The sequence below is a fragment of the Massilia sp. CFBP9026 genome, assembly GCF_034045165.1.
In the GTDB taxonomy this organism is placed as follows: domain Bacteria; phylum Pseudomonadota; class Gammaproteobacteria; order Burkholderiales; family Burkholderiaceae_D; genus Telluria; species Telluria arenae.
In genome coordinates, this window is record NZ_JAXCWH010000011.1 from 129,620 (window position 1) to 156,372 (window position 26,753).

General features: G+C 64.8%; 25 protein-coding genes. 14 read left to right on the plus strand and 11 right to left on the minus strand.

Translation table 11 applies throughout. The annotated features are described in order from the left end of the window. Positions 1 to 30: 30 nt before the first annotated feature. Both SOM28_RS23115 and SOM28_RS23120 read right to left on the minus strand, forming a co-directional pair. Positions 31 to 186: a hypothetical protein gene (locus SOM28_RS23115; RefSeq protein WP_183407529.1), complete on the minus strand. Its 156-nt coding sequence runs from the start codon at positions 184 to 186 to the stop codon at positions 31 to 33. A gap of 184 nt (positions 187 to 370) precedes the next feature. Next, positions 371 to 1,303 carry a LysR family transcriptional regulator gene (locus SOM28_RS23120; RefSeq protein ID WP_320469576.1) on the minus strand — a complete coding sequence of 311 codons (933 nt, stop codon included), beginning with the start codon at positions 1,301 to 1,303 and terminating at the stop codon, positions 371 to 373. Positions 1,304 to 1,431: 128 nt separating this feature from the next. On the opposite strand from SOM28_RS23120, the gene SOM28_RS23125 reads away from it, so the two are divergent. The 3 genes from SOM28_RS23125 (at position 1,432) to SOM28_RS23135 (ending at position 3,674) form a co-directional block, all read left to right on the plus strand. Further along, entirely contained in the window at positions 1,432 to 1,749 is a 318-nt protein-coding gene (locus tag SOM28_RS23125) for an HAD family hydrolase (protein WP_229415066.1), read from the plus strand. Between the two features lie 108 nt (positions 1,750 to 1,857). Then, positions 1,858 to 2,625 carry a fumarylacetoacetate hydrolase family protein gene (locus tag SOM28_RS23130; RefSeq protein WP_123071409.1) on the plus strand — a complete coding sequence of 256 codons (768 nt, stop codon included), beginning with the start codon at positions 1,858 to 1,860 and terminating at the stop codon, positions 2,623 to 2,625. 20 nt (positions 2,626 to 2,645) lie between these two features. Continuing rightward, positions 2,646 to 3,674: a 2-dehydropantoate 2-reductase gene (locus SOM28_RS23135; protein WP_123071408.1), complete on the plus strand. Its 1,029-nt coding sequence runs from the start codon at positions 2,646 to 2,648 to the stop codon at positions 3,672 to 3,674. A 134-nt stretch (positions 3,675 to 3,808) separates the two neighbouring features. On the opposite strand, the gene SOM28_RS23140 is transcribed toward SOM28_RS23135, so the two are convergent. Next, positions 3,809 to 4,417, minus strand: a complete 609-nt coding sequence (locus SOM28_RS23140) for a Crp/Fnr family transcriptional regulator (RefSeq protein WP_123071882.1) — start codon at positions 4,415 to 4,417, stop codon at positions 3,809 to 3,811. 143 nt (positions 4,418 to 4,560) lie between these two features. On the opposite strand from SOM28_RS23140, the gene oxc reads away from it, so the two are divergent. The 3 genes from oxc to SOM28_RS23155 all read left to right on the plus strand — a co-directional run bounded on the left by oxc (position 4,561) and on the right by SOM28_RS23155 (position 8,130). Then, positions 4,561 to 6,267 (plus strand): oxalyl-CoA decarboxylase, encoded by a 1,707-nt coding sequence (gene oxc, locus SOM28_RS23145; protein ID WP_123071883.1) that lies wholly within the window; start codon positions 4,561 to 4,563, stop codon positions 6,265 to 6,267. Positions 6,268 to 6,365: 98 nt separating this feature from the next. Continuing rightward, entirely contained in the window at positions 6,366 to 7,616 is a 1,251-nt protein-coding gene (gene frc / locus SOM28_RS23150; RefSeq protein WP_147933861.1) for a formyl-CoA transferase, read from the plus strand. Between the two features lie 85 nt (positions 7,617 to 7,701). Further along, positions 7,702 to 8,130, plus strand: coding sequence for a PAS domain-containing protein (locus SOM28_RS23155; protein WP_320469594.1), 429 nt, complete (start codon positions 7,702 to 7,704; stop codon positions 8,128 to 8,130). A 179-nt stretch (positions 8,131 to 8,309) separates the two neighbouring features. Here the strand turns inward: SOM28_RS23155 and SOM28_RS23160 are convergent, their stop codons facing one another. The 5 genes from SOM28_RS23160 to SOM28_RS23180 are packed head-to-tail and all read right to left on the minus strand — an operon-like array spanning position 8,310 to position 14,345. Continuing rightward, positions 8,310 to 8,564, minus strand: a complete 255-nt coding sequence (locus tag SOM28_RS23160; RefSeq protein ID WP_147933859.1) for a formate dehydrogenase subunit delta — start codon at positions 8,562 to 8,564, stop codon at positions 8,310 to 8,312. Next, positions 8,561 to 9,418, minus strand: a complete 858-nt coding sequence (gene fdhD / locus SOM28_RS23165; protein ID WP_320469577.1) for a formate dehydrogenase accessory sulfurtransferase FdhD — start codon at positions 9,416 to 9,418, stop codon at positions 8,561 to 8,563. Before fdhD ends, SOM28_RS23160 begins: the two co-directional genes overlap by 4 nt. After that, on the minus strand, positions 9,415 to 12,264 hold the full coding sequence (gene fdhF / locus SOM28_RS23170; protein WP_320469578.1) for a formate dehydrogenase subunit alpha: 2,850 nt from the start codon (positions 12,262 to 12,264) through the stop codon (positions 9,415 to 9,417). The genes fdhD and fdhF overlap by 4 nt, the downstream gene beginning before the upstream one ends. A 21-nt stretch (positions 12,265 to 12,285) precedes the next feature. After that, entirely contained in the window at positions 12,286 to 13,845 is a 1,560-nt protein-coding gene (locus tag SOM28_RS23175) for a formate dehydrogenase beta subunit (protein WP_320469579.1), read from the minus strand. Beyond that, entirely contained in the window at positions 13,842 to 14,345 is a 504-nt protein-coding gene (locus SOM28_RS23180) for a formate dehydrogenase subunit gamma (RefSeq protein WP_414675203.1), read from the minus strand. Before SOM28_RS23180 ends, SOM28_RS23175 begins: the two co-directional genes overlap by 4 nt. 117 nt (positions 14,346 to 14,462) lie before the next feature. Between SOM28_RS23180 and SOM28_RS23185 the strand changes: the two genes are divergently transcribed. Together SOM28_RS23185 and SOM28_RS23190 are read left to right on the plus strand one after the other, a co-directional pair. Beyond that, positions 14,463 to 15,533 carry a substrate-binding domain-containing protein gene (locus SOM28_RS23185; protein WP_320469580.1) on the plus strand — a complete coding sequence of 357 codons (1,071 nt, stop codon included), beginning with the start codon at positions 14,463 to 14,465 and terminating at the stop codon, positions 15,531 to 15,533. Positions 15,534 to 15,582: 49 nt separating this feature from the next. Then, positions 15,583 to 16,323, plus strand: coding sequence for a UCP032817 domain-containing protein (locus tag SOM28_RS23190; RefSeq protein WP_320469581.1), 741 nt, complete (start codon positions 15,583 to 15,585; stop codon positions 16,321 to 16,323). Between the two features lie 87 nt (positions 16,324 to 16,410). Here the strand turns inward: SOM28_RS23190 and SOM28_RS23195 are convergent, their stop codons facing one another. Together SOM28_RS23195 and xseA are read right to left on the minus strand one after the other, a co-directional pair. Beyond that, positions 16,411 to 16,989, minus strand: a complete 579-nt coding sequence (locus SOM28_RS23195; RefSeq protein ID WP_123070843.1) for a superoxide dismutase — start codon at positions 16,987 to 16,989, stop codon at positions 16,411 to 16,413. 116 nt (positions 16,990 to 17,105) lie between these two features. Then, positions 17,106 to 18,467, minus strand: a complete 1,362-nt coding sequence (gene xseA / locus SOM28_RS23200; protein WP_320469582.1) for an exodeoxyribonuclease VII large subunit — start codon at positions 18,465 to 18,467, stop codon at positions 17,106 to 17,108. Between the two features lie 1,053 nt (positions 18,468 to 19,520). Between xseA and SOM28_RS23205 the strand changes: the two genes are divergently transcribed. From SOM28_RS23205 to adk, 6 genes are all read left to right on the plus strand, one after another. Next, positions 19,521 to 20,129, plus strand: coding sequence for a MotA/TolQ/ExbB proton channel family protein (locus SOM28_RS23205; protein ID WP_123070845.1), 609 nt, complete (start codon positions 19,521 to 19,523; stop codon positions 20,127 to 20,129). After that, positions 20,129 to 20,566 carry an ExbD/TolR family protein gene (locus SOM28_RS23210; protein ID WP_183407500.1) on the plus strand — a complete coding sequence of 146 codons (438 nt, stop codon included), beginning with the start codon at positions 20,129 to 20,131 and terminating at the stop codon, positions 20,564 to 20,566. Before SOM28_RS23205 ends, SOM28_RS23210 begins: the two co-directional genes overlap by 1 nt. A gap of 40 nt (positions 20,567 to 20,606) precedes the next feature. Next, positions 20,607 to 21,632 carry a tetraacyldisaccharide 4'-kinase gene (lpxK, locus tag SOM28_RS23215; RefSeq protein ID WP_320469583.1) on the plus strand — a complete coding sequence of 342 codons (1,026 nt, stop codon included), beginning with the start codon at positions 20,607 to 20,609 and terminating at the stop codon, positions 21,630 to 21,632. Beyond that, positions 21,613 to 21,783, plus strand: coding sequence for a Trm112 family protein (locus SOM28_RS23220; protein WP_005669111.1), 171 nt, complete (start codon positions 21,613 to 21,615; stop codon positions 21,781 to 21,783). Before lpxK ends, SOM28_RS23220 begins: the two co-directional genes overlap by 20 nt. A 19-nt stretch (positions 21,784 to 21,802) precedes the next feature. Beyond that, entirely contained in the window at positions 21,803 to 22,555 is a 753-nt protein-coding gene (gene kdsB / locus SOM28_RS23225; RefSeq protein ID WP_123070848.1) for a 3-deoxy-manno-octulosonate cytidylyltransferase, read from the plus strand. A gap of 183 nt (positions 22,556 to 22,738) precedes the next feature. Beyond that, positions 22,739 to 23,395 (plus strand): adenylate kinase, encoded by a 657-nt coding sequence (adk, locus tag SOM28_RS23230; RefSeq protein ID WP_147933848.1) that lies wholly within the window; start codon positions 22,739 to 22,741, stop codon positions 23,393 to 23,395. 139 nt (positions 23,396 to 23,534) lie between these two features. Here adk and SOM28_RS23235 read toward each other — a convergent pair whose 3' ends face one another. After that, a complete protein-coding gene (locus SOM28_RS23235) occupies positions 23,535 to 26,555 on the minus strand; it encodes a hypothetical protein (RefSeq protein ID WP_320469584.1) in 3,021 nt (1,006 codons plus the stop codon). Positions 26,556 to 26,753 lie beyond the last annotated feature (198 nt).

The window sequence follows — 26,753 nt, forward strand, 5'->3', positions numbered from 1 at the left end:
CGGATATTCCGATGACGACAGGACCGGAAATTACAGGCCGCAACCGTAGTAGGCTGGGTCCGAATCCTTGCCGGTGTAGCCTGGTTCGAGCTTCTCGCGCAGATTCAGCGTGAGGAAGGCGACGATGAGCGACAGCAGCGAGTGCGACGGGGCTGCGAAAGTGGTTTCGGCTGGTGCGTTGATCATGACTGGCTCCTGAAAGTTGGTTTGTGCGATGCAGTAAATATAGGGACTACTGACCTGCGCTTCCAATTTCGAGTGCTGATACCAGTTATGCTGTATGTGAATGTTGCGCTATAAAAACCGGCACTTTTGCGAGATCTCTGCCGTGGCCCGCGTATTTACCAGGTGTGGCTGGGTCGCCACAGGATCAGGGGCCCGGTGAGGGAATCAGCGCCGCGATCCGCGCCTTGCCTTCGTCCAGCAGGAACTGGCGGAACGCCCGCGCCACCGGAGGGAGACGTTTCTCTCTCCGGTGCACGACATACCAATTGAGCATCAAGGGAAATCCGTCGACCTCCAGCACCACCAGGCTGCCCACGGCGACTTCGCGGCCGATCGTGTGAAACGACAGGAAGCCCAGTCCCATGCCGGCGATCACCGCCTGCTTGATCGTCTCGGTGCTTTTGATCTCCATCGCGACGGTCAGTTCGGCCAGGTGGGAGCCGAACGCATCCTGCATCGAGAACCAGGTATCGGAGCCCGGTTCGCGGATCACGAACGGGTGACGGATCAGTTCGCTCATCGGAATGCGCCCATGCCTGGCCGCAGCCAGCGGATGGTCGGGCGCAGCCACGATCACATAGGGATGGGGAGCAAAGGCATCGTTTTGCGTGTCGAGTTCGGCAGGTGGCCGCACCATCACGGCCAGGTCAGTGCGATTGGCCGCCAGCTTGTCCAGCAGCTCCTCGCGATTGTGCACCGTCAGGTTCAGCTGCACGCCCGGATGCTGGCGCGCGAAGGCGACCATCAGCTGCGGAAAGAAATAGTCGCCGGCACTGATCACCGCCACGTTCAGCTTGCCGCCAGCGATTCCCTTCAGTTGCGCCATCGCATCTTCCGCTTCATCGAACTGCTGGATGATGGCGCGGCAGAAGTGCAGCAACTCGTCGCCCGCCTGGGTGAGATAGATCTTCTTTCCCAGCTGTTCGAACAAGGGCATGCCGACGTGGCCTTCGAGCGTGCGGACCTGGGTCGATACGGCCGGCTGGGTCAGGTGCAGTTCCTCGGCGGCGCGCGAAAAGCTGAGGCGGCGCGCGACCGTCTCGAAGACTTTCAGTTGACGCAATGTCGCGTTCTTCATCGGTTCTCCCACCCATGTATACGCAGTCGTTAATGATTATCCCTAAAAACTTTCACTATTGCTCATCATTTTGTTGGACTACGATGGTTTTGAGACAGCTCGACCGCAACCACCACCTGGAGAGTGCCATGACGACGACTTGCTGCAACAACGTTGATGCCGAGTGCAACGCCTATAACGCGGCGTTCCATGAATTGGGATTGAGCTGGGTCTGGGATACCGGCCTCTATGCGAACGCGGTCGCCGGCGCCGACGACCGTACCGGCTTGCGCAACTACCTGGCGCGGCACCAGTCTCACCTGTTGAGCGCGCATGACGCCGATTTCCTGGTCGAGGCGATCCTGGCCGCCAAGGAACGCTGCCAGGCTCAGCTGAGCGCCGCCGGCTGCAATCCAGCGGCCTTCATCGACTGGTCCGCGCTCCAGCAGCGGCAAATCGGGGCGTAAATCCCACGGCTGGGCTGAGATTTTCGAATCTTAACCGTGGTCAAGGATATGCAGAATTGCTTCTTCCACAATCTGACTATCCCTGACCCGACGTACGAGAGAGCTCCCATGATCCGACACTGGATTCGTTTTCAACACCTCGACACCATACGTTTTGGCACGCTCGAGGGCGACAAGATCCGGATCTTCAAGGGCGATATGTTCGACAGCCCGCGACGGACCGACATGGCGGTGAACCTGAACGAGGTCGAGGTGCTCACGCCGAGCGTTCCGGGCAAGGTCCTGGCGATGTGGAACAACTTTCACGCGCTCGGCCAGAAGCTGGGCCTGGCGCCGCCAGCCGAGCCGCTCTATCTGATGAAGCCATCGACCTCCTACCTGGCGCCGGGCGGCACGATCCGCAAGCCGCTGTGCGAGGGCAAGGTGGCGTTCGAGGGCGAGCTGGCGATCGTGATCGGCCGCCGCTGCACTGCCGTCCCGGTCGAGGAGGCGCAAGACTACGTGTTCGGCTACACCTGTGCCAACGACGTCACCGTAGGCGAGATTATCGGGCGCGATCCGACCTTTCCCCAGTGGGTGCGCGCCAAGGGCTTCGATACCTTCTGCCCGTTCGGCCCCGTGATTGCCACCGGGCTCAACCCGGCAATGCTGGTCGTGCGCACGACCCTGAACGGCGAGGTGCGCCAGGATTATCCGATCAACGACATGGTGTTTTCGGTGGCCGAGCTGGTCAGCCGAATCTCCCAGGACATGACACTGGAGCCGGGCGACCTCCTGCTGTGCGGGACGTCGGTCGGCGTCGGCTCGATGCGTCCGGGCAGCACGATCGAGGTAGAGATCGACGGCATCGGAAAGCTCATCAATCGGTTCGAGTAAACGACGACAAGGGGTGGGTCATGAAGATCGCAGTAATTGGAGCGGGGGCAATTGGCGGCCTCGTTGGCGCCAGGTTGGCGCTGGCGGGCGAGGAGGTGACATTCATCGTGCGGGGCGCCAATCTGGCGGCGATTCGCACGAACGGCATCAAGCTCATCGAGATGGACGGGGAGGAGAGGGTCGCCTCGCAAGTGCGCGCGACGGACGACTATGATGCGGCCGGCGAGCAGGACCTGGTGATCCTGGCGCTCAAGGCGCACCAGGTCGATGGCGTATCGGCCCAGATCGGCAAGCTGTTCGGTCCGCGCACCGTGGTGGTGACGATGCAGAACGGCATACCGTTCTGGTATTTCCACCGCCACGGCGGCGAGTTCGACGGGCGCACCGTGCACAGCGTCGATGCCGGCGGCGAACTGGCGCGCCGGATTCCACCGGAGCGGGTGCTGGGTTGCGTGGTCTATCCGGCCGCCGAACTGGTGGCGCCGGGCGTCATCCGGCACATCGAAGGCGTGCGCTTCCCGCTGGGGGAACTGGACGGCACCACGAGCGAGCGGGTGGAGGCGGTATCGGCCTGCTTCCAGAACGCCGGCTTCAAGTCGCCGGTGCTGGACAATATCCGCGCCGAGATCTGGCTCAAGCTATGGGGCAACGTCAGCTTCAACCCGATCAGCGCGCTGGCGCATTCGACCCTGGTCGACATCTGCCAATACCCGCTGACACGCGAGCTGGCGGCGGAGATGATGCGCGAGGCGGAAGCGGTGGCGACCAAATTGGGCATCACCTTCCGCGTGACCCTGGACCGGCGCATCGAGGGCGCGGCGCAGATCGGCAAGCACAAGACCTCGATGCTGCAAGACGTGGAAGCGGGCCGGGGGCCGGAAATCGATGCCCTGGTCGGATCGGTGATCGAACTGGCGCGCATGACCGGCACGCCGACGCCGCATATCGATTCGGCGTATGCGCTGGTGAAGCTCTTGGAGCAGACCATGACCGAGGAGGGTGGTGGGGTCAAGTTGCAGAGGGCGGGTACGCCGGTACCGACAGTTTAGCCGCAGTATGCACGTCGCCCCCGCGAAGGCGGGGGCCTAAGTTTGCACGCGTTTCGGTAACGCTGAACTTAGGCCCCCGCCTTCGCGGGGGCGACGGTTTTGCGCCAACACACGCATCAACTTCGCCAACACTTTCAGATCTTCCCCCGATTTTTCAACCGGCTCAAGGTCTCCGGCGACAGGTTCAAATACGCCGCCAGTTCCTTCTTGGGCAGGCGTTCGAACAGGTCGGGATGCTTGCGCATGAAGCGATGAACCCGGCCCGGCGCATCGAGCAGATGCAGCGTGATGGTGTGCGCCATGATCGCGCTCATCAAATTCATGACCTCGTACTCAAAGGCCTGCTTCACGGTGCTGTGACTGCGCATGTAGTCGACCCATTGCGGCAGCGGCATGCGCGCCACCCGCACCTTGGTAACGCAAGCGATGGAAAATGGCGTCGGCATCTTGAGGCACCAGGCGGCGTAGCTGGTTTCGATATCCCGTTCCGCCGAGAAGCGCAGAATCATCTCCTTGGCCTCCTGGTTGGAGACCTGGCGCTTGAGAATGCCGTCCAGGATGAAGTACTGCGACATCTCCTGCACGCCCTGGTTCATGAGCAGGTCGCCCTTCTGGTGGTTCTCGATCGTCAGATACGGTTCGAGCGCCGCCATTTCACTGTCGCGCAATTCCTTGAGTACCACATTCTGCTTTAACTGCAGACGAATGATGTTCCGTTCCGAGTGATTTGCAATAGTCGTCATGAACGCGGCCGTTTAGCGAGATTCTTGCATCATGCGGCCAAAATTGACCATGGTCAATGAGACAAATCAGGCGTGCTGGCTATGATGGTTTGCGGGCGATACACACCGCGTTCTGCCCGGATCGACAATAACTGGAGACAGCAATGACTAACCACGTATCGGTAGACGTGACCGACGGCTTCCACCTGGTAATCGATGCCCTGAAACACAACGACATCGATACGATCTTCGGCCTGGTCGGCATTCCGATTACCGACCTGGCGCGCCTGGCGCAGGCCGAAGGGATGCGTTTCATCGGCTTCCGTCATGAACAGAACGCCGGCAATGCCGCGGCAATCGCCGGGTACATGACCCAGAAGCCGGGTATCTGCCTGACGGTCTCGGCGCCGGGCTTCCTCAACGGCCTGACGGCGCTGGCCAACGCCACCACCAACTGCTTCCCGATGATCCTGATCTCGGGCTCGAGCGAACGCGAAATCGTCGACCTGCAACAGGGCGACTATGAAGAAATGGACCAGCTGAACGCGGCCAAGCCCTACGCCAAGGCGTCCTACCGCATCAACAAGGCCGAGGACATCGGCGTTGGCGTCGCGCGGGCGATTCGCGCCGCCGTCTCGGGCCGCCCGGGCGGCGTCTATCTCGACCTGCCGGCCCAGCTGCTGGCGCAGACGATCGAGGCCGGCCATGCCAAGCGTTCCCTGATCAAGGTGGTCGATCCGGTGCCGCGCCAGCTGCCGGCCCCGGACTCGGTGCAGCGCGCGCTGGCGCTGCTCAAGGGCGCGAAGAAGCCGCTGATCCTGCTTGGCAAGGGCGCCGCCTACGCGCAGGCCGACGACGACATCCGCGCGCTGGTCGAGCGCACCGGCATTCCCTACCTGCCGATGTCGATGGCCAAGGGCCTGCTGCCGGATACGCATGCCCAGTCGGCGTCGGCAGCCCGCTCCTACGTGCTGGCCGAGGCCGACGTGGTGGTGCTGATCGGCGCGCGCCTCAACTGGCTGCTGGCCCACGGCAAGGGCAAGACCTGGGGCAAGCCCAAGCAGTTCGTCCAGATCGACATCTCGCCGACCGAGATCGACAGCAACGTGGCGATCGCCGCGCCACTGATCGGCGACATCGGCTCCTGCGTGGCGGCCCTGCTCGACGGGCTGGACGGCGCCGGCATCGCCAAGCCGGACGCGGAGTGGCTGGGCCCGATCGCCGAGCGCAAGGAGCAGAACACGGCCAAGATGGCGGCGCTGCTCAACCGCGATGTGGCGCCGATGAACTTCCACACCGCCCTGCGCGCCATCCGCGACGTGCTCAAGCAGCATCCGGACATCAACCTGGTCAACGAAGGCGCCAACACGCTCGATTACGCGCGCAGCATCGTCGATCAGTACCAGCCGCGCAAGCGTTTCGACTCCGGTACCTGGGGCATCATGGGCATCGGCATGGGCTACGCGATCGGCGCGGCCGTCGTCAGCGGCAAGCCGGTGGTCGCGATCGAGGGCGACAGCGCCTTCGGTTTCAGCGGCATGGAGCTCGAGACCATCTGCCGCTACGAGCTGCCGGTGACGACCATCATCTTCAACAACAACGGCGTGTACCGCGGCACCGACGTCAACCCGACCGGCGGCAAGGACGTCGCCCCGACCGTGTTCGTCAAGAATGCGCGCTACGACAAGATGATCGAGGCCTTCGGCGGCATCGGCTACCACGTGACCAGCCCGGAAGAACTGACCCGCGCGCTGAGCGAGGCAATCGCCGCCGGCAAGCCCGCCCTGATCAATGCCGTGATCGACGAGACCGCCGGCACCGAGAGCGGCCGACTGACCAATCTGAATCCGCAAAGCAACGCGAAAAAGTGACCGATCAGTAGTACAGCGAAGCGACACGCACGACCGCCGGCGCCCACAAGGCCGCCGGTGGTGCCCGCACTATCGACTGAATAAAGGAGACTGACATCATGAGCAAACCACTCGAAGGCATCAAGATCATCGACTTCACCCACGTCCAGGCCGGCCCCGCCTGCACCCAGCTGCTGGCCTGGTTCGGCGCCGACGTAATCAAGGTCGAGCGTCCCGGCGCGGGCGACGTCACGCGCTCGCAGCTGCGTGACATCCCAGGCGTCGACGCCCTGTATTTCACCATGCTGAACAGCAACAAGCGTTCGCTGACGCTCGACACCAAGAAGCCAGAAGGGAAGGAAATCCTGACCAAGCTGATCAAGGAGTCGGACGTGCTGGTCGAGAACTTCGGCCCGGGCGCGCTGGATCGCATGGGCTTTACCTGGGAGCACATCAAGGAACTGAACCCGGGCATGATCGTGGCATCGGTCAAGGGTTTCAGCGACGGCCACCACTACGAAGACCTGAAAGTCTATGAAAACGTGGCGCAGTGCGCCGGCGGCGCGGCCTCGACCACCGGCTTCGACGACGGCCCACCGACCGTCAGCGCCGCCGCCCTGGGCGACAGCAATACCGGCATGCACCTGGCGATCGGCATCCTGACCGCCCTGCGTGCGCGCGACACCACGGGCAAGGGCCAGAAAGTGGCGGTATCGATGCAGGACAGCGTGCTCAACCTGTGCCGCGTGAAGCTGCGCGACCAGCAGCGCCTGGACCGGGTAGGCTACCTGGAAGAGTATCCGCAGTACCCGCATGGCACGTTCTCCGACGTCGTCCCGCGCGGCGGCAATGCCGGCGGCGGCGGCCAGCCGGGCTGGGTGCTCAAGTGCAAGGGCTGGGAAACCGACCCCAACGCCTACATCTACTTCACCATCCAGGGTCATGCCTGGGCGCCGATCTGCAAGGCGCTCGGCAAGGAAGAGTGGATCGACGACCCGGCCTACATGACCGCCGGCGCGCGCCAGGACAAGATCTTCGCCATCTTCGGGACGATCGAGGACTGGCTGAAGGACAAGACCAAGTTCGAGGCGGTCGACATCCTGCGCAAGTTCGACATTCCCTGCTCGCCAGTGCTGTCGATGAAGGAAATCGCCGCCGATCCATCGCTGCGCGCCAGCGGCACGATCGCCGAGGTCGAGCATAAGGAACGCGGCACCTACCTGACCGTGGGCAGCCCCATCAAGTTCTCGGACATGAAGGTCGACATCAAGGGCTCGCCACTGTTGGGCGAACACACCGACGAGGTGCTGGAAGGCCTTGGCTATAGCCAGAAGGACATCGCGGCGCTGCACGAGAAGCAGGTGGTGTGACCACGGGCCCGGCTGGATAAAACGTAGGTACGGTGCGCGTCGGCGGTTTGCGACGCGCATCTTTTTTTTATGGGGAGGTATGAATATGCAAGCCGACATCGATTTTCAACAACTGCTGCACGCGCTGGGCGACGGCGTCGTCGTCTGCGACGCGAAAGGCGACATCACGTTCTGGAACGCCGCCGCCACGCGCATCTTCGGCTTTACCGAGAGCGAGGCCATCGGGCAGTCGCTGGACCTGATCATCCCCGAGCGTCAACGCCAGCGGCACTGGGACGGTTATCACAAGACCATGGACACGGGCGAGACACGCTACGGCAGCGACATCCTGCGCGTGCCGGCACTGCACAAGGAAGGCAAGCCCTTGTCGATCGCGTTCACCGTGGCGCTGCTGCACGGGCCTGGTGGGGAGGTGTCGGCGATCGTCGCCCTGGTGCGCGACGAGACAGAACGTTGGGGGGAGGAACGCAAGCTGCGCGCGCGGTTGGCGCAGCTCGAGACGGCGCAGGCGTAAGCGCGTGCCTGCAATCCTGCATCACGCTAGTCCCGTGACGTACGAACGTCATTCCCGCGAAGGCGGGAATCCAAGTCTTAAGCGTTGCCACTACGGTTTAACGCAGTGGCTGCGCAACGTACTTGGATTCCCGCCTGCGCGGGAATGACGTATTTGGGCCGCAGGACTGGCGTGAGAGATCAACCCGCATCGCCACCCGGCGGCGGAGGCGGCATATGGTCGCGCCGGTGCTCCAGCAAGGCCTCGATCACCATCGGCTTGAGTCCTTCGCCCTCGGTTTCGTCGAGATGCGAAAACAGCCGGCTACGCATGCGCGGCGCCCAGAAGCGCTGCAGGTGGTTGGCGATCTCGGTGCGGCCTTCCTGAGGATCCGGGTAGGACTCGAAGAAGGTCCCGATCTGGTTGGCCATCGTGACCAGGTTGTCGATGTTCATGCGGACTCCATTGCGATATTGGCGCCGTGGGCGTAGGCGACGAAGTCGTCGCCGCGGGCGAAGGCGACCAGGGTCAGGCCGCAACCGAGTGCGGTACGAACGGCGAGGGCGGTAGGCGCCGAGATGGCGACCATGGCGGCGATGCCGACGGTGGCGGCTTTCTGCACCATCTCGACGCTGGCGCGACTGGTGATCAGACAAAAACCGTCGGCCGGGTCGGCCCCGGCCAGGTGCAGGCCGCCGATCAGCTTGTCGAGCGCGTTGTGGCGGCCGACGTCTTCAAAAGCCGCGCGCGGCCTGCCGTCGCGGCCACACCATATGGCCGCATGGGTGGCGCCGGTAATGCGATTGAGCGGCTGCTGGGCCCGGGCATCAAGCAGGGCGCGCCGGATCGCCGGGCCGGACAGCGCCCGCGTCGGCGCCAGCCAGGGCAGGGGCCGCACCACCTGGGCCAGGCTATCGACGCCGCACAGGCCGCAGCCGGTACGGCCCGCCAGGCTGCGCCGCCGCTCCTTGAGACGCATGAAGGCGCCGGCGGCAAGGTCGATGTGGGCCGTGATGCCGTTTGCAGCGTGTTCGATCTCCACGCCATAGAATTCGGCGGGCGAGGCGACGATGCCTTCGCTCAGCGAAAAGCCGAGCGCAAACTCCTCCAGGTCGGCGGGCGTCGCCAGCATTACCGCGTGCGAGACGCCGTTGTACTCGAGCGCAACCGGTACTTCCTCGGCCAGCTCGTCCTGCGTGCTGCGCAATTGGCCGCCGTTCGTGCGCGTTACGGTCATGCAGGCGCTCGGAAAGTGCTGGACGGGCCCTTGCACCTTGGCATGCGCATCCATGTCGAGCGCGGCCATCATGCGACCGGCTCCGCCAGGCCCAGCTGCATCTGGTTGAAGCGGGCATATTCGAGCTGCCAGTCCGACTGCTGCTGGACCGGCATCACCTGTACCGCCGTCACCTTGTACTCGGGGCAGTTGGTGGCCCAGTCGGAATTCTCGGTCGTGATGACGTTGGCGCCGGATTCCGGGAAGTGGAAGGTGGTGTAGACCACGCCCGGCTGCATGCGTTCGGTGACCATCGCCCGCAGTACGGTCTCGCCCGCGCGGCTATGGATGCCGACCCACTGGCCCTCTTCGATGCCGCGCTCCTGCGCATCGTGCGGGTGGATCTCGAGCCGGTCTTCGGCATGCCAGCGCACGTTCTCGGTGCGGCGCGTCTGCGCGCCGACGTTGTACTGCGACAGGATGCGGCCGGTGGTCAGGATCAGTGGATACTTGCGCGTCACCTTCTCGTCGGTGGCGACGTACTGGGTGATGATGAAGCGGCCCTTGCCGCGCACGAAGCCGTCGACGTGCATGGTCGGCGTGCCTTCCGGCGCCTCGTCGTTGCACGGCCACTGGATGCTGCCCAGTTCATCGAGGCGGCGGTAGCTCACGCCGCTGAAGGTCGGCGTCAGGCGCGCGATCTCGTCCATGATCTCGGACGGGTGGCGATAGTTCATCGGATACCCCAGCCGGTTCGACAGCGCCACCGTGACTTCCCAGTCGGCATAGCCGGCCCGTGGCGGCATCACCTTGCGCACGCGCGAGATGCGGCGTTCGGCATTGGTGAACGTGCCGTCCTTTTCCAGGAACGAGGAACCGGGTAGCAGCACGTGGGCATACTTGGCCGTCTCGTTCAGGAAGATATCCTGCACCACGATGCACTCCATGGATTCGAGCGCCGCGGTGACGTGCTGGGTGTTCGGGTCGGACTGGACGATGTCCTCGCCCTGGCAATACAGGCCCATGAAACTGCCGTCGAGGGCCGCCTCGAACATGTTCGGGATGCGCAGGCCCGGCTCGGCCTGCAGCGGCACGCCCCAGGCCTGTTCGAACAGGGTGCGCACGGTGGTGTCCGAGACGTGGCGATAACCCGGCAGCTCGTGCGGGAAGGAGCCGATGTCGCAGGAGCCCTGCACGTTGTTCTGTCCACGCAGCGGATTGACGCCCACCCCGGCGCGGCCGACGTTACCGGTGACCATGGCCAGGTTGGCGATGCCCATGACGGTGGTCGAGCCCTGCGCGTGCTCGGTCACGCCCAGGCCGTAGAAGATCGCGCCGTTGCCGCCCAGCGCATACATGCGGGCGGCGTCGCGCACCTGCTGGGCCGGTACGCCAGTGATCGCTTCCGTCGCTTCCGGCGAGTTTTCGGGCTGGGCGACGAAGGCGCGCCACTGCGCGAAGGCGCGCATATCGCAACGCTCGGTGATGAAATCGTTGGCCATCAGGCCTTCGGTGACGATGACGTGGGCCAGCGCGCTGACCATCGCGACGTTGGTCCCGGGCCGCAGTTGCAGGTGGTAGTCGGCGCGGATGTGCGGCGACTTGACCAGGTCGATGCGGCGCGGATCGATGACGATCAGGCGCGCGCCCTGGCGCAGGCGCTTCTTCATGCGCGAGGCGAACACCGGGTGGCCGTCGGTCGGATTGGCGCCGATGACCAGGATCACGTCCGACTTCTCGACCGACTTGAAAGTCTGGGTGCCGGCCGATTCGCCGAGCGTCGTCTTTAGCCCGTAGCCGGTCGGGGAGTGGCATACGCGGGCGCAAGTATCGACGTTGTTATTGCCGAAGGCGGCGCGCACCAGCTTTTGCACCAGATAACCTTCTTCGTTGGTGCAACGCGACGAGACGATGCCGCCGATCGAATCCTGACCGTGTTTGGCCTGGATGCGCTTGAATTCGGACGCTGCATAGTCGAGGGCTTCGTCCCACGAGACTTCCTTCCACGGATCGGTGATCTTGGCGCGGATCATGGGTTTGAGGATGCGGTCCTTGTGGGTGGCATAGCCCCAGGCGAAGCGGCCCTTGACGCAGGCATGGCCCTCGTTGGCCTTGCCGTCCCTGGCCGGCACCATGCGCACCACCTCGTTGCCTTTCATCTCCGCCTTGAGCGAGCAACCGACGCCGCAATAGGCGCAGGTGGTGGTGATGCTGTGTTCGGCCTGGCCGAGCCAGATGACCGATTTCTCGGTGAGGGTGGCGGTGGGGCAGGCTTCGACGCAGGCGCCGCACGACACGCACTCGGATTCCATGAACGCTTCGCTTTGGCCGGCGGCGACGCGGGAATCGAACCCGCGTCCGGAGATGGTCAGCGCGAAGGTACCTTGCGTCTCTTCGCAGGCGCGCACGCAGCGGTTGCACACGATGCACTTAGACGAATCGAAGGTGAAATAGGGATTGCTCTCGTCCTTCTTGAGCTTGAGGTGGTTGGCGCCCTCGTAGCCGTAGCGCACCTCGCGCAGGCCGGTGACGCCGGCCATGTCCTGCAGCTCGCAGTTGCCGTTGGCGGGGCAGGTGAGGCAGTCGAGCGGGTGGTCGGAGATGTACAGCTCCATCACGCCCTTGCGCACTTCCTGCAGCTTGGGCGTCTGGGTGCGCACGACCATGCCCGCTTCGGCCGGCGTGGTGCAGGAAGCGGGATAACCGCGGCGGCCTTCGATCTCGACCAGGCACAGGCGGCAGGAACCGAACGGCTCCAGGCTGTCGGTGGCGCACAGCTTGGGGATGTTGATGCTGTTCTCGGCCGCTGCGCGCATCAGCGAGGTGCCGGCCGGGACGGTCACCTGGACGCCGTCGATGGTCAGGGTGATCATCTCGGTGGCGAGGTTGATTTCTTTCGCCGGCGTGCCGAAATCGCGGGTGAGGATGGTTTCGATCATCGTGTTCTCCTGGGCTGCCGCTCAGGCGGCCAGTTCGTCGCCGGCCACCTGGCCGAAGTCTTGCGGGAAGTGGTTCAGCGCCGACAGCACCGGGTAGGGCGTCATGCCGCCCATCGCGCACAGCGAACCATTGAGCATCGTGTCGCACAGGCTGCGCAGCAGGATGACTTGTTGCGGGCGCTCGGTGCCGGCGCGGATCTTGTCGATCACCTCCACTCCGCGGGTGGAACCGATGCGGCACGGTGTGCATTTGCCGCACGATTCGACGGCGCAGAACTCCATCGCATAGCGCGCCAGCTTCGCCATGTCGGCGCTGTCGTCGTGGACCACGATGCCGCCATGGCCCAGCACCGCCCACAGGGCGGCGAAGGCTTCGTAGTCGAGCGGGGTGTCCCACTGCGACTGCGGCAGGTAGGCGCCCAGCGGGCCGCCCACCTGCACCGCCTTGATCGGACGGCCGCTGGCGCTGCCGCCGCCGTAGTCATACATGATCTCGCGCAGCGTGACGCCGAACGCCAGTTCGATCAGACCGCCGTTCTTGATATTGCCGGCCAGTTGCACCGGAAGCGTGCCGCGCGAGCGGCCCATGCCGAAGTCCTGGTAGAACTGGGCGCCCTTTTCGAGGATGACGGGCACCGAGGCCAGCGACAGCACATTGTTGATGACGGTCGGCTGGCCGAATAGGCCGGCCAGCGCGGGAAGCGGTGGCTTGGCGCGCACCACACCGCGCTTGCCCTCGATGCTCTCCAGCAGGGCGGTCTCTTCGCCGCAGATATAGGCGCCGGCGCCCTTGCGTACCTCCAGCTCGAAGGCGCGGCCGCTGCCGGCGACGTTCGCTCCGAGCAGGCCAGCGCGGGTGGCTGTCTGGATCGCGTGATTGAGCGCGGCGATCGCATGCGGATACTCGCTGCGCACATAAATGAAACCGCGGGTGGCGCCGACCGCGAGGCCGGCGATCGTCATGCCCTCGATCAGGACGAAGGGATCGCTTTCCATGACGATGCGGTCGGCGAAGGTGCCGGAATCGCCTTCGTCGGCATTGCAGACGATGTATTTTTGGAAGCCAGGTGCGCGCAGCACCGTGTTCCACTTGATCCCGGTGGGGAAGGCGGCGCCGCCGCGTCCGCGCAGGCCCGAGGCGGTGACGGCGGCGACGATGTCGGCGCCCGTCATGGTCACGGCCTGGCGCAGTCCGCGGTAGCCGCCGTGGGCCTCGTAGTCGCTGAGCGACAGCGGATCGGTGATGCCGCAGCGGGCGAAGGTCAGGCGGGTCTGGCGGGCGAGATACGGAATCTGTTCGACCAGGCCGAGCGCCAGGCGATGCGTGGAGTGGCCGTCGTGGAAGCCGGCATCGAACAGGGCGGCCACGTCGCTTTCGTCGACGTTGCCGAAGCCGATGCGCCCGTCCGGAGTATCGACTTCGACCAGCGGTTCGAGGTAGAGCAGGCCGCGGGTGCCGTTGCGCACCAAGTCGATGGCGATGCCGCGCCGTGCGGCCTCGCTGCGGATCGCGCTGGCGACATCGTCGGCGCCCAGGGCCAGTGCGGCCGAATCGGCCGGGACATAAATGCGCACGCTCATGCGACCTCCTCAGCTTTGGGGGACAGCTTCGCGACCAGTTTGTCGAAACGCTGCGGCGTCACGCGGGCGTGGACGGCATCGTTGATCATGATGGCCGGCGCGGTGGCGCACTGGCCCAGGCAGTACACGGGTTCCAGGGCGAAGCCGCCGTCGGCGGTATGCGCGTGCAGGTCGCAACCGAGTGCCTGCTGGACGTGGGACAGCAGGGCGTCGCCGCCCATACTCTGGCAGGCCTCGGCGCGGCAGACCTGCACCGTGCAGCGCGCCGGCGGCGTGGTCTTGTAGTAGTGGTAGAAGGTGATCACGCCATGGACCTCGGCGCGCGACAGGTTGAAGCTTTGCGCGAGCCCCTCGACCGCATCGGGCGGGATGAAGCCGAGCCGGTCCTGGATCGCGTGCAGCACCGGCAGCAGCATGTCCTGGCCGAGCAGGCCATTGTGCGCATGAAGTGCGAGGATGTCGCCGATGACGCGGCGCGCTTCGGTTGTATCGGGTTTCATGGTTGTCTCCATCTCTGCCTTGCATATGTTCGGGGGAACATATATAACGGCTTTTATGCACTGCTTGGTCCAGAGTAGCACCCGATTCAATGGTGTTCAATATGAAGGATTTTGCATATGATCAGAGTGGAGATACGGCCGGACTGGATCGTGCGCGATGCCTCCGGCGAACCGACCGCGCTGCCGGCGCTGCTCGGGCTGCTGCTGGCGGTGAGCCAGCTGGGTTCGATCAGCAAGGCCGCCACGGCGCGCGGCATGTCCTACCGCCATGCCTGGGGAATGCTGCAGCAGTTCTCGGCACAATTCGGCGTGGAGCTGGTGCACAAGGTGCGCGGGAAGGGCACGGTGCTGTCGCCGCTCGCCGAAAAACTGATGTGGGCCGACCGCCGCATCCACGCCCGCCTGACTCCCACGCTCGATAGTCTCGCCTCGGAACTGCAGCAGGAACTGGCGCGGGTATTGATCGGCGACGCCCAGGTGCTGCGCCTGACCGCCTCGCACGGTTTCGCGGTGGCGGCCCTGGTGACGCAGCTGAACGAGCATGGCGTCACGGTCGACATCAATTATCGGGGCAGCAGCGATGCGGTGGCGGCGCTGGCGCGCGGCGAGTGCGACCTGGCGGGCTTTCATTTGCCGGTCGGCGAACTGGAAGGGGCGGCGGCCGCCAAGTACCGGCCCTGGCTCGATCCCGAGCGCCACGCGCTGCTGCACCTGGCATATCGCATGCAGGGGATCTTCGTTGCCAAGGGCAATCCGAAGGGCGTCACCGGCCTGGCCGACCTGGCGCGCCACGATCTTCGCTTCGTCAACCGCCAGAAGGGGTCCGGCACGCGGGTGCTGCTCGAACTGCTGCTGGCCGACCGTGACGTCGACGCCGCCGTGATCAACCGTTCCGGCACCGCCGAATTCACGCATGCGGCAGTGGCGGCCTATGTCGCCAGCGGCATGGCCGACGTGGGCTTTGGCGTCGAAACGGCGGCGCGCCGCTTCGATCTCGATTTCATCCCGGTCATACGCGAGCGGTATTTCCTGGCCTGCCACGCGAGCGTCCTGGATACGCCGCTCCTGAGGTCGGCGCAGGCGGCGATGGCGAGCGGCGCGTTCAGGGAAGTGCTGTCCGCGCTACCTGGCTACGATGGCGCCCTGAGCGGCGACCGGCTCGATCTGCACTTCCTGTTCCAGGAGTAAAAGCGGGCGCGGTATGATGCAGCCATGTCAACCGGGATCGAGGCGGCAGATGAACTGGATCGATGACTGGCGCGTGCGCCGCGAGCGGCAGCGGTCACGCTATCGTGAACAGCTGGTGCAGCTTGCGCCGGCCTTGCATGCCTACTGGCAGCGTGTCGGACCGGAAGAATTTCCGGGCATGCCTACTGGACGCCTGTTCTTCCATCGGGCCGCTGTCGGACTGATGGCATTTTTCGACGCATCCACACGGCGCGGCAAGCCGTGTGCACTGCCGTCGCTGGCCGCGGACTCGGTCTGGCATGCGTGGATGCGCTGGGACGCCGACGATCTCGCGCGCTTTTGCCGGCGCCACTTCGGCAGCACGATCGCGCACCTGCCGCAGTCCGCCCTCGATCGCACAGCCCTGGCGCAGACACTTGTCGGTTGCCGCGCACTGGAAGGGCGGCCTTCCCACGGCCCCGGCCTGCCGCCGCTCTTCGCTCTCGACGCCCGCCTGCACATGCCGAACGGCCACGGTTACTGGATCGAGCGTGGCGACATCGTGTACCGGCGCCTCGATGCTGCAGGAAGCAAGCCGGGGCCGGCGCACGTGCATCCCGATCTCGCGCTGCCGGCGCTGTTCGGTGCGGGCCTGGTCAGCGAAATGACTTACCTGGCGCTGCTGAGGAAACCAGGGCCGGAGGCGCAAAGCGGCGACGGCGGCATTGCCATCGTCGATTCCGGCGGTGACAGCGATGGTTGCGGCGATGGTGGAGGCGGGAGTGGCTGCGGCGGCGGTGGCGGCGACTAAATTCCGGCGCCGGCGAAAAAAAGGCCCGCGCGAGCGGGCCCTGGTCGTCGACGCATCATGCCGTCGCCGGCATGACGGTCAGCGCATTCAGACGAAATTCTTGTTCACGAATTCCCAGTTGGCGACGTTCCAGAACGCTTCCAGGAACTTGGCGCGCGCATTGCGGTAGTCGATGTAGTAGGCGTGTTCCCAGACGTCGGCGGTCAGCAGCGGCACGTCAGTGGTCGTCAGCGGGGTGCCGGCGCCGGTGGTGTTGACGATGTCGACGCTGCCGTCGGCCTTTTGCACCAGCCAGGTCCAGCCCGAGCCGAAGTTGCCCAGTGCCGACTTGTTGAACTCTTCCTTGAACTTGTCGAACGAACCCCATTTGGCGTTGATCGCGTCCAGCGCCTTGCCGGTCGGTGCGCCGCCGCCGTTCGGGCTCAGGCAGTTCCAGAAGAAGGTGTGGTTCCAGATCTGGGCCGAGTTGTTGAACACGCCGCCGGTCGACTTCTTGATGATCTCTTCCAGGGACAGGTTCTCGAACTCGGTGCCCTTGATGATGTTGTTCAGGTTGGTCACATAGGTCTGGTGGTGCTTGCCGTGGTGGTATTCCAGCGTCTCGGCCGAGATGTGCGGTTGCAGGGCGTCCTTGGCATACGGCAGTGGCGGCAGGGTGTGTTCCATGTGTGCGTTCCTTAGTGGTTGGGAAAGGTTGCTGTTCTTATAGCGCCGTTATTCTACGCAATATGGAGCAACGTTGCAGGCTTGCATTTTTTGCAGCCCCGGCAACCGATCCGGATTCATTCCAGGACACTCTGGACCTGGGCTACGCCGACCTCGGCGCTGCCATTGGCCAGTCGCACCGTCAGCGTATCGCGCGCGTGGATCTGGGCTGGATCGCGCACGATCTGGCCCTTGCCGTCGCGCACGATGGCATAGCCGCGCTCCAGCGTGCGCTGCGGGTTGAGCAGCTCCAGCTGGGCGGCCAGGGCATTGAGCGCTTCGCGCCGCGCCCTGAGCTGGCTGCACAGGCTCGCGTTCAGGTGGCGGCTGTCCGACGCCAGCCGGGCGCGCAGGGCGCGCATGTCGGGACGGTGGCGTGACCAGCGCTGCTGCAGCTGGGCCAGCGCCAGGCCGTGGCGGTTGAACGGCAGCTTGACCGCGTGGGTCATCGCCGTGGCCAGCGACAGCAGTTTGAGGCGCTGGTGGCCGATCTGGGCCGATGGGCTCAACAAGCGGCGGCTCAGGTTATCGAGGCCCTGGCCGGCGTCGTGCAGGCGGCGCTCCATGGCGCGTTGCAGGTCGAGGGCGTCGCCTTCGAGCGAGGCGAGCCAGTCGGCGCGTGGCGTGGCGGCCAGTTCGGCGGCGGCCGTCGGCGTCGCCGCGCGCACGTCGGCGGCGAAGTCGGCGATGGTGACGTCGGTTTCATGGCCGACGCCCGAGATCACGGGAATCGCGCAGGCGTCGATGGCGCGCGCCACGCACTCCTCGTTAAAGCTCCACAAATCCTCGATCGAGCCGCCGCCGCGGCAGACCAGCAGCACGTCCACCTCGGCGCGGCGCGAGGCGGTCATGATGGCTTCGGCAATCTTGTCGGCGGCGAACTGGCCCTGGACCGGGGCAGGGTAGAGCACGATGCGCACGTGTGGGGCGCGCCGGCGCAGGGCGGTCAGCACGTCGCGCAGGGCGGCGGCCTGCGGGCTGGTCACGATGCCGATGCTGCGCGCGAACAGCGGCAGCGCGCGCTTGCGGTCGGCGTCGAACAGGCCTTGCGCGGCCAGCTTTTCCTTCAGGCGCAGGAAGGCTTCGTAGAGCTGGCCCACGCCGGCGCGGCGGATCGCCTCGACATTAATCTGATAGTCGCCGCGCGCGCCGTACAGGGTCACCAGCGCGCGCACCTCGACCTTGTCGCCTTCGCGCGGGGTAAAACCGGCCGACTGCGCGCGGCTGCGGAACATCACGGCGCGCACCTGGGCCGCATCGTCCTTCAGCGTGAAATACCAGTGACCGGAGGCGGCGCGGGTGAAGTTGGAGATCTCGCCGCCAATCCACACCAGCGGGAACGAACGCTCCAGCAGGCGCGCCACCTGCTGGTTCAGGGCGGTGACGCTCAGGACGGCAGGGGCGGTGAAGGCTGGATCGGCGTCGTTCGGTGCTTGCATGGCGGGCTGGCGAGAATGGCGAAAGCGAACATTATCCCCCATCGGCAAGCGGCAAGTGGTTTTACAGCCCAGGGCCCGGGAGCGGGCAATGTTGCTGCTTTTCAATGCAATCTATTGAAAACCTTTTTGAATCAATGGCTTATGGGTGGGGTAATGTCGTTTGAGAGCGGTTTATCCACAAAAACTGTGGGGAACTCATCCCATCTGAGGGGGAGTGCGTACCGTTTGGGCAGGATAAGTAGAATTGTTACGAATCAATGACTTAAGTCTCTAGCCGGAAGCTTGATCACAAAGTTGTCCACAGAATCTGTGCAAACCTTTTATGAGCAGAACTGGGCCGCAAAGCGGCCGATTGGTGCTTTGGCGGACTGGACATGGCGCATTCGACGCTGCCCGCTTTTGAGGCAAGTCGAGCTATTCTCAATAAAATCAATTACTTAGGTAGTAAAGTTCAAGCTTCCTCACATTCTTATCCACAAAAATTGTGCACATGGCGAATAATGTATGCACCGCTGCTTCGCGGGCCAAACAATCGAGGCAGAAACCGCCATCCAGTCACTTTTTGTTGGCAAAAAATGCCGTATGCTAATATTTTGGGCAGTGATATTTTATTGAGGTAAATCAAAGGCTTACTGTCATAAAGTGCTCATTGCTCACACTTTTGTCCACAAAAAGTGTGCGGAACCTGAGGCAATCGCAGGCGAAGTACAGCTGGGTTTTGCTGCTCGCAATTTAGGCTTAGCAATTAAATCGTCTGGAATCAGTTACTTAGCTCAGTCCGGCTACCCTTGCGCACAATTTTGTCCACAGAATTTGTTCGCAACTACATCGTGCTAGTGAGCAACTTATTAAGCCGGAGCCCGGTTGAGCCAAGTCATGAGACTGCCATTTTCTTGCGCAGGCGCAGAAAGCCCTTACAAATCAAGGTACTTGTCCCACCTCGCGGTCATTGCACACAATTTTATCCACAGAAGTTGTGAAGAACTCTACTTGCCGCTTCGCTGCCAACTTGCTACATTGCCGAATTGACCTTTTTCCTCTCAGGAGTATCTCTTGCTCGCCATTTTTCAAGCCGCAGGCTGGCCTATCTGGTTCCTGCTGGTCGCGTCGATCGTTGCCGTCGCCCTCATCGTCGAACGCCTGATCACCCTGCGCCGCGAGAAGATCCTGCCCCGCAACCTGCTCGATGAAGTCATCCGTGTCTACCGCAGCGGCAAGGTGACGCCCGATGTGGTGGACAAGCTGGAACAGAATTCGCCTCTCGGCACGGTGCTGGCCGCGGCGCTGCGCAACGTCGACGCCCCGCGCGACGTGATGAAGGAGTCGATCGAGGAGGCCGGCCGCGGCGTGGCCCAGAACCTGGAACGCTTCCTCACCACGCTCGGCACCATCGCCTCGCTGGCGCCGCTGATGGGCCTGTTCGGCACGGTGGTCGGCATGATCGAGATCTTCGGCGCCTCGAGCCCGACCGGCGGCAATAACCCGGCCCAGCTGGCGCACGGCATCTCGGTGGCGCTGTACAACACCGGCTTCGGTCTGGCGATCGCGATGCCGGCCCTGGTCTTCTACCGCCACTTCCGCAACCTGGTCGACACCTATATCGTCGAGATGGAACTGCAGGCGGTGAAACTGGTCGACGTCGTCCACGGTGCCCGCAAATGATGGACTTTCGCCGCGGCCGCAAGCGCGAAGAGCCGGAGATCAACCTGATCCCGTTCATCGACGTGCTGCTGGTGGTCCTGATCTTCCTGATGGTCTCGACCACCTACAGCAAGTTCACCGAGCTGCAGATCACGCTGCCGACCGCCGAGGCCGAGAAGCAGGCGGAAAAGCCGTTCGAGATCAATGTGACGGTCGACGCCAAGGGCAACTACACGGTCAATAACACGCCGGTGGCCTTCACCAGCGTGGCCGGCCTGGCCCAGGACATGAAGAACGCCGCGCGCACGCCAGAGGGCCAGGTCGTGGCCAGCCCGGTGATCATCGTCAACGCCGACCAGTTCGCGATGCACCAGATGGTGATCAATGTGCTGGAAGCGGCGCGCGTGGCCGGCTACGACAAGCTGACCTTCGCGGCCCAGACCGGCGCCGCCAAATAATCCATACGGCGCGCACGCTGCGCGCCGCTTTTCTTCCCGCATGGCTTCCCAACTCGAATCGACCCTGACCCGCGCCTGGCTCCGGCGCGGGCTGCTTGCCTGGGCGTTGCTGCCGCTGGCGCTGCTGTTTCGCCTGCTCGCCGGCGTGCGCCGGCTGCTGTTCCGCACCGGCGTCAAGCGCGCCGAGCGCCTGCCGGTGCCGGTGATCGTGGTTGGCAATATCTTCATCGGCGGCACCGGCAAGACGCCGCTGACGATCTGGCTGGCCGAGAGCCTGCGCGCGGCCGGCTTCAATCCCGGTGTGATCTCGCGTGGTCACGGCGGCCAGGAAGGCGCCGCGCTCGAAGTCACCCCACAGTCCGATCCGCGCGCCGTGGGCGACGAGCCGCTCTTGATCGCGGCCCGCGCCGGGTGCCCGGTCGTGGTCGGCCGCCGCCGCGTGCAAGCAGGACGAGCGCTGCTGCAGGCGCATCCCGAGGTAGATGTTCTGATCGCCGACGACGGCCTGCAGCACTATGCGCTGGCGCGCGACGTCGAGATCGTCCTGTTCGACGGCCGCGGCGTCGGCAATGGCTGGCTGCTGCCGGCCGGTCCCTTGCGCGAACCGCCGTCGCGCCGGCGCGATTTCACGGTGGTGAACGCGCCCGAGATCACCCCTGGCCTGGCCCAGGCGGTCGGTGGGCAACCGTGGCGTATGCACCTGGCCGGTGAATTTGCCGAGCCGCTGCGGGGCGGCGAGCGGGTGCCGCTGGCGCAATTAAGCGATAAACGCATCGTGGCGGCCGCCGGCATCGGCAATCCGGGCCGCTTCTTCGCCATGCTGCGCGCGGCCGGCCTGACGGTCGGCGAGCTGCCTTTGCCCGACCACCACGACTTTCTCGACGACCCGTTTGCCGGGGTCGATGCCGATGTCATCCTGATCACCGAGAAGGATGCAGTAAAATGTCGGCAAATTGATCATCTGAAGAACGATCCACGCCTGTGGGTCGTGCCGGTCACGGCGCAGCTCGACTTGCGCCTGGCCGAACAAATCGTGGAGAAATGTCGTGGACGCTCGCTTGCTTGATATCCTGGTCTGCCCGTTGTGCAAGGGTCCGCTTGAACTCGACAAAAAGGCGCAGGAACTGACCTGCCGCGCCGACCGCCTTGCGTACCCGATCCGCGACGGCATCCCGATCATGTGGGCCGACCAGGCGCGCAAGATCGAACCCGCCTGAGCAGGACGGGCTGAACGACATGAGCTTTACCGTCATCATCCCGGCGCGGCTGGCGTCGACCCGCCTGCCGAACAAGCCGCTGGCCGACCTGGGCGGTAAACCCATGGTAGTGCGCGTGGCCGAACGCGCGCGCGAATCCGGCGCGGCCCGCATCATCGTCGCCACCGACCATGAAGACATCGCCACCGCCTGCGCCGCCCACGGCGTCTCCGCCGTGCTCACCCGCGCCGACCACCCGTCCGGCACCGACCGCATCGCCGAAGTGGCGCAGGTGCTGGGCCTGGGCGCGCACGAAGTCGTGGTCAACCTGCAGGGCGACGAGCCGCTGATCGATCCGGCGCTGCTCGCGGCCTGCGCCGCCCGCATCGACGCCAATACGCCGATGGCCACCTGCGCGCATCCGATCCTGGACCCCGCCGAGGTCTTCAATCCAAACATCGTCAAGGTGGTGCTCGACAAGCTCGGCCGCGCGCTGTACTTCTCGCGCGCCACCATCCCATGGCACCGCGACGCCTTCGCGGCCACCCAGGACTCGCTGCCGCTGGGCTATGCGCCGCTGCGCCACGTCGGCCTCTACGCCTATAGCAACGCCTTCCTGCAAGCCTATCCGAAGCTGGACGTATCGCCGCTCGAGTCGATCGAGGCGCTCGAACAGCTGCGCGTGCTGTGGCATGGCTATCCGATCGCCGTGCATGTCACGCAAGATGCGCCACCCGGCGGCGTGGATACGCCGGACGACCTGGCGAGGGTACGCCTGCATTACCCGTCTTGATGTAAGCGCGGAAGAGTGATGGGGCCGTCTGCGCGGGATCAATAATCCTGGCCGCTGGGCCCCAAAACTGGCTTGAAAGCCAACTTTTGTGGTAACTTCCGTGTCAAGAAGGCTTGGCAACATCAAACATAATTTATACAATCCACAGCAATTTTCATTATTTTCTAGAATCTCAGGAAACTCATGCGTCTCATTCTGTTAGGAGCACCCGGTGCCGGTAAGGGCACCCAGGCAAATTTCATCAAGGAAAAGTTCAACATCCCGCAAATCTCGACCGGCGACATGCTGCGCGCCGCGATCAAGGCGGGCACTGAACTCGGCCTGGCTGCGAAAAAGGTGATGGATGCCGGCCAACTGGTGTCGGACGACATCATCATCGGCCTGGTCAAGGAGCGCCTGAAGGATGCGGACTGCGCCAACGGCTATCTGTTCGACGGCTTCCCGCGCACCATCGCCCAGGCCGAGGCGATGAAGGACAGCGGCGTCACCATCGACTACGTGCTCGAAATCGACGTGCCTGACGAAATGATCCTCGACCGCATGACCGGCCGCCGCTCGCACCCAGCCTCGGGCCGCGTGTACCACGTCAAGTTCAACCCGCCGAAGGTCGAAGGCGTCGACGACGTCAGCGGCGAGCCGCTGATCCAGCGCGACGACGACAAGGCCGAGACCGTGTCGAAGCGCCTGGAGGTCTACCACAACCAGACCGAAGTGCTGCTGGGCTACTACGGCAAGTGGGCCGAATCGGGCCTGCCGGGCGCGCCGAAATACCGCAAGATCTCGGGCGTCGGCCCGGTCGAGCAGGTGCGTGACAACGCCTTTGCGGCGCTGTCCGAATAATCGATCCAATCAGCTTCACCCCGTCGTTCCCGCGCAGGCGGGAACCCAAGTTTTCAAGCGTCATCGATACGCTCGCAAACTTAGGTTCCCGCCTCCGCGGGAACGACGGTTTTTGGGCCGACGTAAAGCGTCTGCGCCATCACGGCGCCGGCATCCCCACCAGCTGGATGTCTCCCGTGAACGGCGCGCCGCCATTGAAGGTGGCAATGAAGGTAATCTCGTCGGCGTCGATGACGCCATTGTCGTCCTCCGCGCGGTAGTAGAGCAGGGCGGCGCTGCCGGTGTGCCCGGCGTGCCTGGCCAGGATCAGGATGTCGTCTCCGCGCGCCAGCTGGCTGACGTCGAGCGCGCCGTTGAGCGTGCCCAGCGTCTGCTGCAGCAGCGACGGCGCGCTCGAGACGACGGCAGCGGGACCGTTCAGCGTCACCTCCACCGCTTCCACGCCGGCGCCCACCACCAGTTGCCCGCCGCTGCCGCCCATCCAGTCGAGACCGTTGCCGTCGTCGTCAACCGCGGCGCGCAGGTCGCCGGCGAGCCCGATATGATCCTTGCTTGGGTCGAAATCCAGGATCAGGTCTTCGGCGCCGGCATCGATGCCGGCGTAGACGACCGTCAGCGCCCCGCCCTTGCTCAGCACGACGTCGTTGCCGCTTCCCGTGGCGAGGCGCGCCGTGCCGGAGGCGTGGCCGAAAATGGCCCACGGGACCGCGTCGGTGAGGGTCGTGTTGCCGGACATCGTGCGCATGGCGACGACCGCGAAACCGTCGTTGTCGAAGCCGTTATTATGGCCGCCTGCAAAAAAGACCTGGCCGGTCGCGAGGTAGCCCGCCGTGGTGTCGAAGGTGTCGTTGGTCCAGAACATCGAGTACAGGTTCGAGGCGAGCGGCCCGTTGAGCGAGAGGACATTGTCGCGCAGGCCGAATCCGGGAACGGCGACGTGGCCCGGGTCGGTCGGCAGCGGGGCAAATTCCCGGTAGTTCAACAAGGAGAAACCGTTGGGGTTGGCCAGGCCGGTCTCGCTGCCGGGGGTGTGCGTGACCGGGTCGGGCAAGGATTCGAAGGTCGCTGTGATGACGTCCCCGAGCAGCGATGAATACGAGATCGAGCTTACCAGTGACATTGCGGGCGTTGGCGCGACCAGGGTCAGGATCCCGGCAGCGCGATCGATGGTGAAATTGACCCGGCTGCCGACGTCGCGCAGGATCGTGCTGCCCACCACGCCGTTGGTACTCCATTGCAGCATGAAGTCGTCGTCCGCGGCGCTATCGCCCTGCACGAAGCGCCCGCCGCTCGCCGAGCCGCGCACCAGCGCATATTCATTGTCATCCAGGCCGCTCAGATAGGTGTCGCGCGATATCGGCGCCCCGCCGAACGGGCGGCCCAGGTCGATGATGTCGCCGACGCCGAGATGGTCGACCTTGTCGATGTGGGCGATCGTGTCGCCGTCCTGGAAGCGGGGCCGGCCGGCGTCGAACTCGTCGGCGCCATAGACCAGGCGGTCGACGTCGTTGTCCGCGCCCAGGTCGATGGTGTCGCCACCGCGCCCGCCATACACGACGTCGGCCCCGGCGCCGGCCCGGATCGTGTCGTTGCCGTCGCCGCCGAACAGCCTGTCGGCGCCGGCCGTGCCGTCGATGACGTCGTCGCCGCCATGCCCCCAGACGTACTGGCCGACCAGGTCCTGGCCGACGCCCGAGCCGATCGCGACCACGATGCCGTTCGGATCGCTGCCGACGTTCCCGCTTGGCGAACGCACGAGCACGGTGCCCGTCACGCCGCCCTCGGACAGCGGTCCGATCACGGTGTCGACCGGGTCGGCGCCGTTGCCCGCATGGACCAGGAAGGGAGTGCCGTTCTCATCCTCGATCAGCACGTCGCCGGGTCTGGTGGCGGTGACGCGCAAGCCATCCACGCCGGCCGAGATCGAGACGGTGGTCTGGACGCCGTCGACGATCACCACGCCGGCCGGATCGATGCCATCGAGGCTGGCTGCGGGCAGGGCCAGGCCGTCGGCATCGACGATGCCGCCAACCAGCGCGCCGCTGGCGGCCAGCGCCAGGTCGCCGATGCTCTCACCCGCCTGCACCACGTAGCGGAAGACGAGGGTATTGCTGCCGTTGCCGCCCTGGTAGCTGGCGCTGCCGAAGTTGTTCAGCGCCAGATTGGTGCCGGGGATGGCGCTCACGTTCTTGTCGAACACCAGGTTGAAGGTGATCGCCTCCCCGATGGCCAGGTGGCCGTCGTTCGTGCCGTAGGTGACGGCGGTCAGGGTGGGTGGTTCGGGTTCAGGCTCAGGTTCAGGCTCCGGCTCCGGGACGGGAGGAAGCGGTGGCGCCGGGGGCGGGAAGGCCAGCCTGACCAGGCTGGCCAGGCCGTCGGTCTTGACCATGTCGATCAGCGCCTGCAGGCCGAAGCCGGCCGTTAGTTCGTCCAGCAATTCGGCCATGCCGCCTTCGCGCAGCAGCTTGCGCATGGCGGCCGGCTCGTGGGCCGCCGCCTGGGCGACGGCGCCCAGGGCTTCGGCCATCAGCGCCGGGTCGGCAGCGCCCCGGCCGCCGTCGAACAGCGCGAGCACGGGATCCTTCGGCGCCAGCGCCTCCATCACGGCCGGATGGTCGCTGACCACGTCGGCGAAGGCCAGCGCCGACGCCACCAGCGCAGCCAGGTCGTCCGCGTCGGCGCCCGGGGTGACGGCGCGCAGCATCACCCGTCCGGCCTCGATCGCGGCGAAACCCTGGTAATCGCTGCCGGTGGCCTCGACCCGCGCCGTGAATAGCGTTGCCGCCTCCAGGCGCAGCGTGGCCAGGGCCAGGTCGCTGCCCTGGGCGCCCTGCAGGATGGCGATCGAGACGTCGGCCAGCGAAGCGTGTCCCTGGCCGACGACGTCGATCCAGTACTGCAGCCCATCCGCATCCGGCGCCCGGCTGAACATGGCCTGGTAGATGTCGGCGATGCGCGCAGCAAGCGGCGCCTCGCCGAAGCGGACCAGGGCTTCCTCGGAGCGCGCGAAAGCGGCGGTGACGTCGACCAGTCGCCCGCCCGCGGCCTCGACCTGCTGCGACCAGAACGCAAGGCCGGCAGGATCGGCGGGGCGGCCATAGAAGGCCAGGTAGAAGGACTGGACGGTCGCATCATGCGTGCTGGCGGCGGACGTGTTCATCGTTGGCTCGGGTCGGAAGTGGAGGGGAGTGCTATTCGGCAATATTGACACCATGCAATGAGCCTTGTCGATAGATTGACCGCGATCGGGCAAGCAAATTTTTTCAACCTGTTCGCGTGTATCGATTGGTTTCAATGCATTGTGTGAGAAATTGTTTCTCGCGTGCCGTGCGCAGGGTTATCAAGACGATAATAGGTC

What these genes read in the sequence shown, in the direction of transcription:
- SOM28_RS23115 (WP_183407529.1), bottom strand. Translation starts at nt 186, where the DNA reads ATGATCAACGCACCAGCCGAAACCACTTTCGCAGCCCCGTCGCACTCG.
- SOM28_RS23120 (WP_320469576.1), bottom strand. Translation starts at nt 1,303, where the DNA reads ATGAAGAACGCGACATTGCGTCAACTGAAAGTCTTCGAGACGGTCGCG.
- SOM28_RS23125 (WP_229415066.1), top strand. Translation starts at nt 1,432, where the DNA reads ATGACGACGACTTGCTGCAACAACGTTGATGCCGAGTGCAACGCCTAT.
- SOM28_RS23130 (WP_123071409.1), top strand. Translation starts at nt 1,858, where the DNA reads ATGATCCGACACTGGATTCGTTTTCAACACCTCGACACCATACGTTTT.
- SOM28_RS23135 (WP_123071408.1), top strand. Translation starts at nt 2,646, where the DNA reads ATGAAGATCGCAGTAATTGGAGCGGGGGCAATTGGCGGCCTCGTTGGC.
- SOM28_RS23140 (WP_123071882.1), bottom strand. Translation starts at nt 4,417, where the DNA reads ATGACGACTATTGCAAATCACTCGGAACGGAACATCATTCGTCTGCAG.
- oxc (WP_123071883.1), top strand. Translation starts at nt 4,561, where the DNA reads ATGACTAACCACGTATCGGTAGACGTGACCGACGGCTTCCACCTGGTA.
- frc (WP_147933861.1), top strand. Translation starts at nt 6,366, where the DNA reads ATGAGCAAACCACTCGAAGGCATCAAGATCATCGACTTCACCCACGTC.
- SOM28_RS23155 (WP_320469594.1), top strand. Translation starts at nt 7,702, where the DNA reads ATGCAAGCCGACATCGATTTTCAACAACTGCTGCACGCGCTGGGCGAC.
- SOM28_RS23160 (WP_147933859.1), bottom strand. Translation starts at nt 8,564, where the DNA reads ATGAACATCGACAACCTGGTCACGATGGCCAACCAGATCGGGACCTTC.
- fdhD (WP_320469577.1), bottom strand. Translation starts at nt 9,418, where the DNA reads ATGATGGCCGCGCTCGACATGGATGCGCATGCCAAGGTGCAAGGGCCC.
- fdhF (WP_320469578.1), bottom strand. Translation starts at nt 12,264, where the DNA reads ATGATCGAAACCATCCTCACCCGCGATTTCGGCACGCCGGCGAAAGAA.
- SOM28_RS23175 (WP_320469579.1), bottom strand. Translation starts at nt 13,845, where the DNA reads ATGAGCGTGCGCATTTATGTCCCGGCCGATTCGGCCGCACTGGCCCTG.
- SOM28_RS23180 (WP_414675203.1), bottom strand. Translation starts at nt 14,345, where the DNA reads ATGAAACCCGATACAACCGAAGCGCGCCGCGTCATCGGCGACATCCTC.
- SOM28_RS23185 (WP_320469580.1), top strand. Translation starts at nt 14,463, where the DNA reads ATGATCAGAGTGGAGATACGGCCGGACTGGATCGTGCGCGATGCCTCC.
- SOM28_RS23190 (WP_320469581.1), top strand. Translation starts at nt 15,583, where the DNA reads ATGAACTGGATCGATGACTGGCGCGTGCGCCGCGAGCGGCAGCGGTCA.
- SOM28_RS23195 (WP_123070843.1), bottom strand. Translation starts at nt 16,989, where the DNA reads ATGGAACACACCCTGCCGCCACTGCCGTATGCCAAGGACGCCCTGCAA.
- xseA (WP_320469582.1), bottom strand. Translation starts at nt 18,467, where the DNA reads ATGCAAGCACCGAACGACGCCGATCCAGCCTTCACCGCCCCTGCCGTC.
- SOM28_RS23210 (WP_183407500.1), top strand. Translation starts at nt 20,129, where the DNA reads ATGGACTTTCGCCGCGGCCGCAAGCGCGAAGAGCCGGAGATCAACCTG.
- lpxK (WP_320469583.1), top strand. Translation starts at nt 20,607, where the DNA reads ATGGCTTCCCAACTCGAATCGACCCTGACCCGCGCCTGGCTCCGGCGC.
- kdsB (WP_123070848.1), top strand. Translation starts at nt 21,803, where the DNA reads ATGAGCTTTACCGTCATCATCCCGGCGCGGCTGGCGTCGACCCGCCTG.
- adk (WP_147933848.1), top strand. Translation starts at nt 22,739, where the DNA reads ATGCGTCTCATTCTGTTAGGAGCACCCGGTGCCGGTAAGGGCACCCAG.
- SOM28_RS23235 (WP_320469584.1), bottom strand. Translation starts at nt 26,555, where the DNA reads ATGAACACGTCCGCCGCCAGCACGCATGATGCGACCGTCCAGTCCTTC.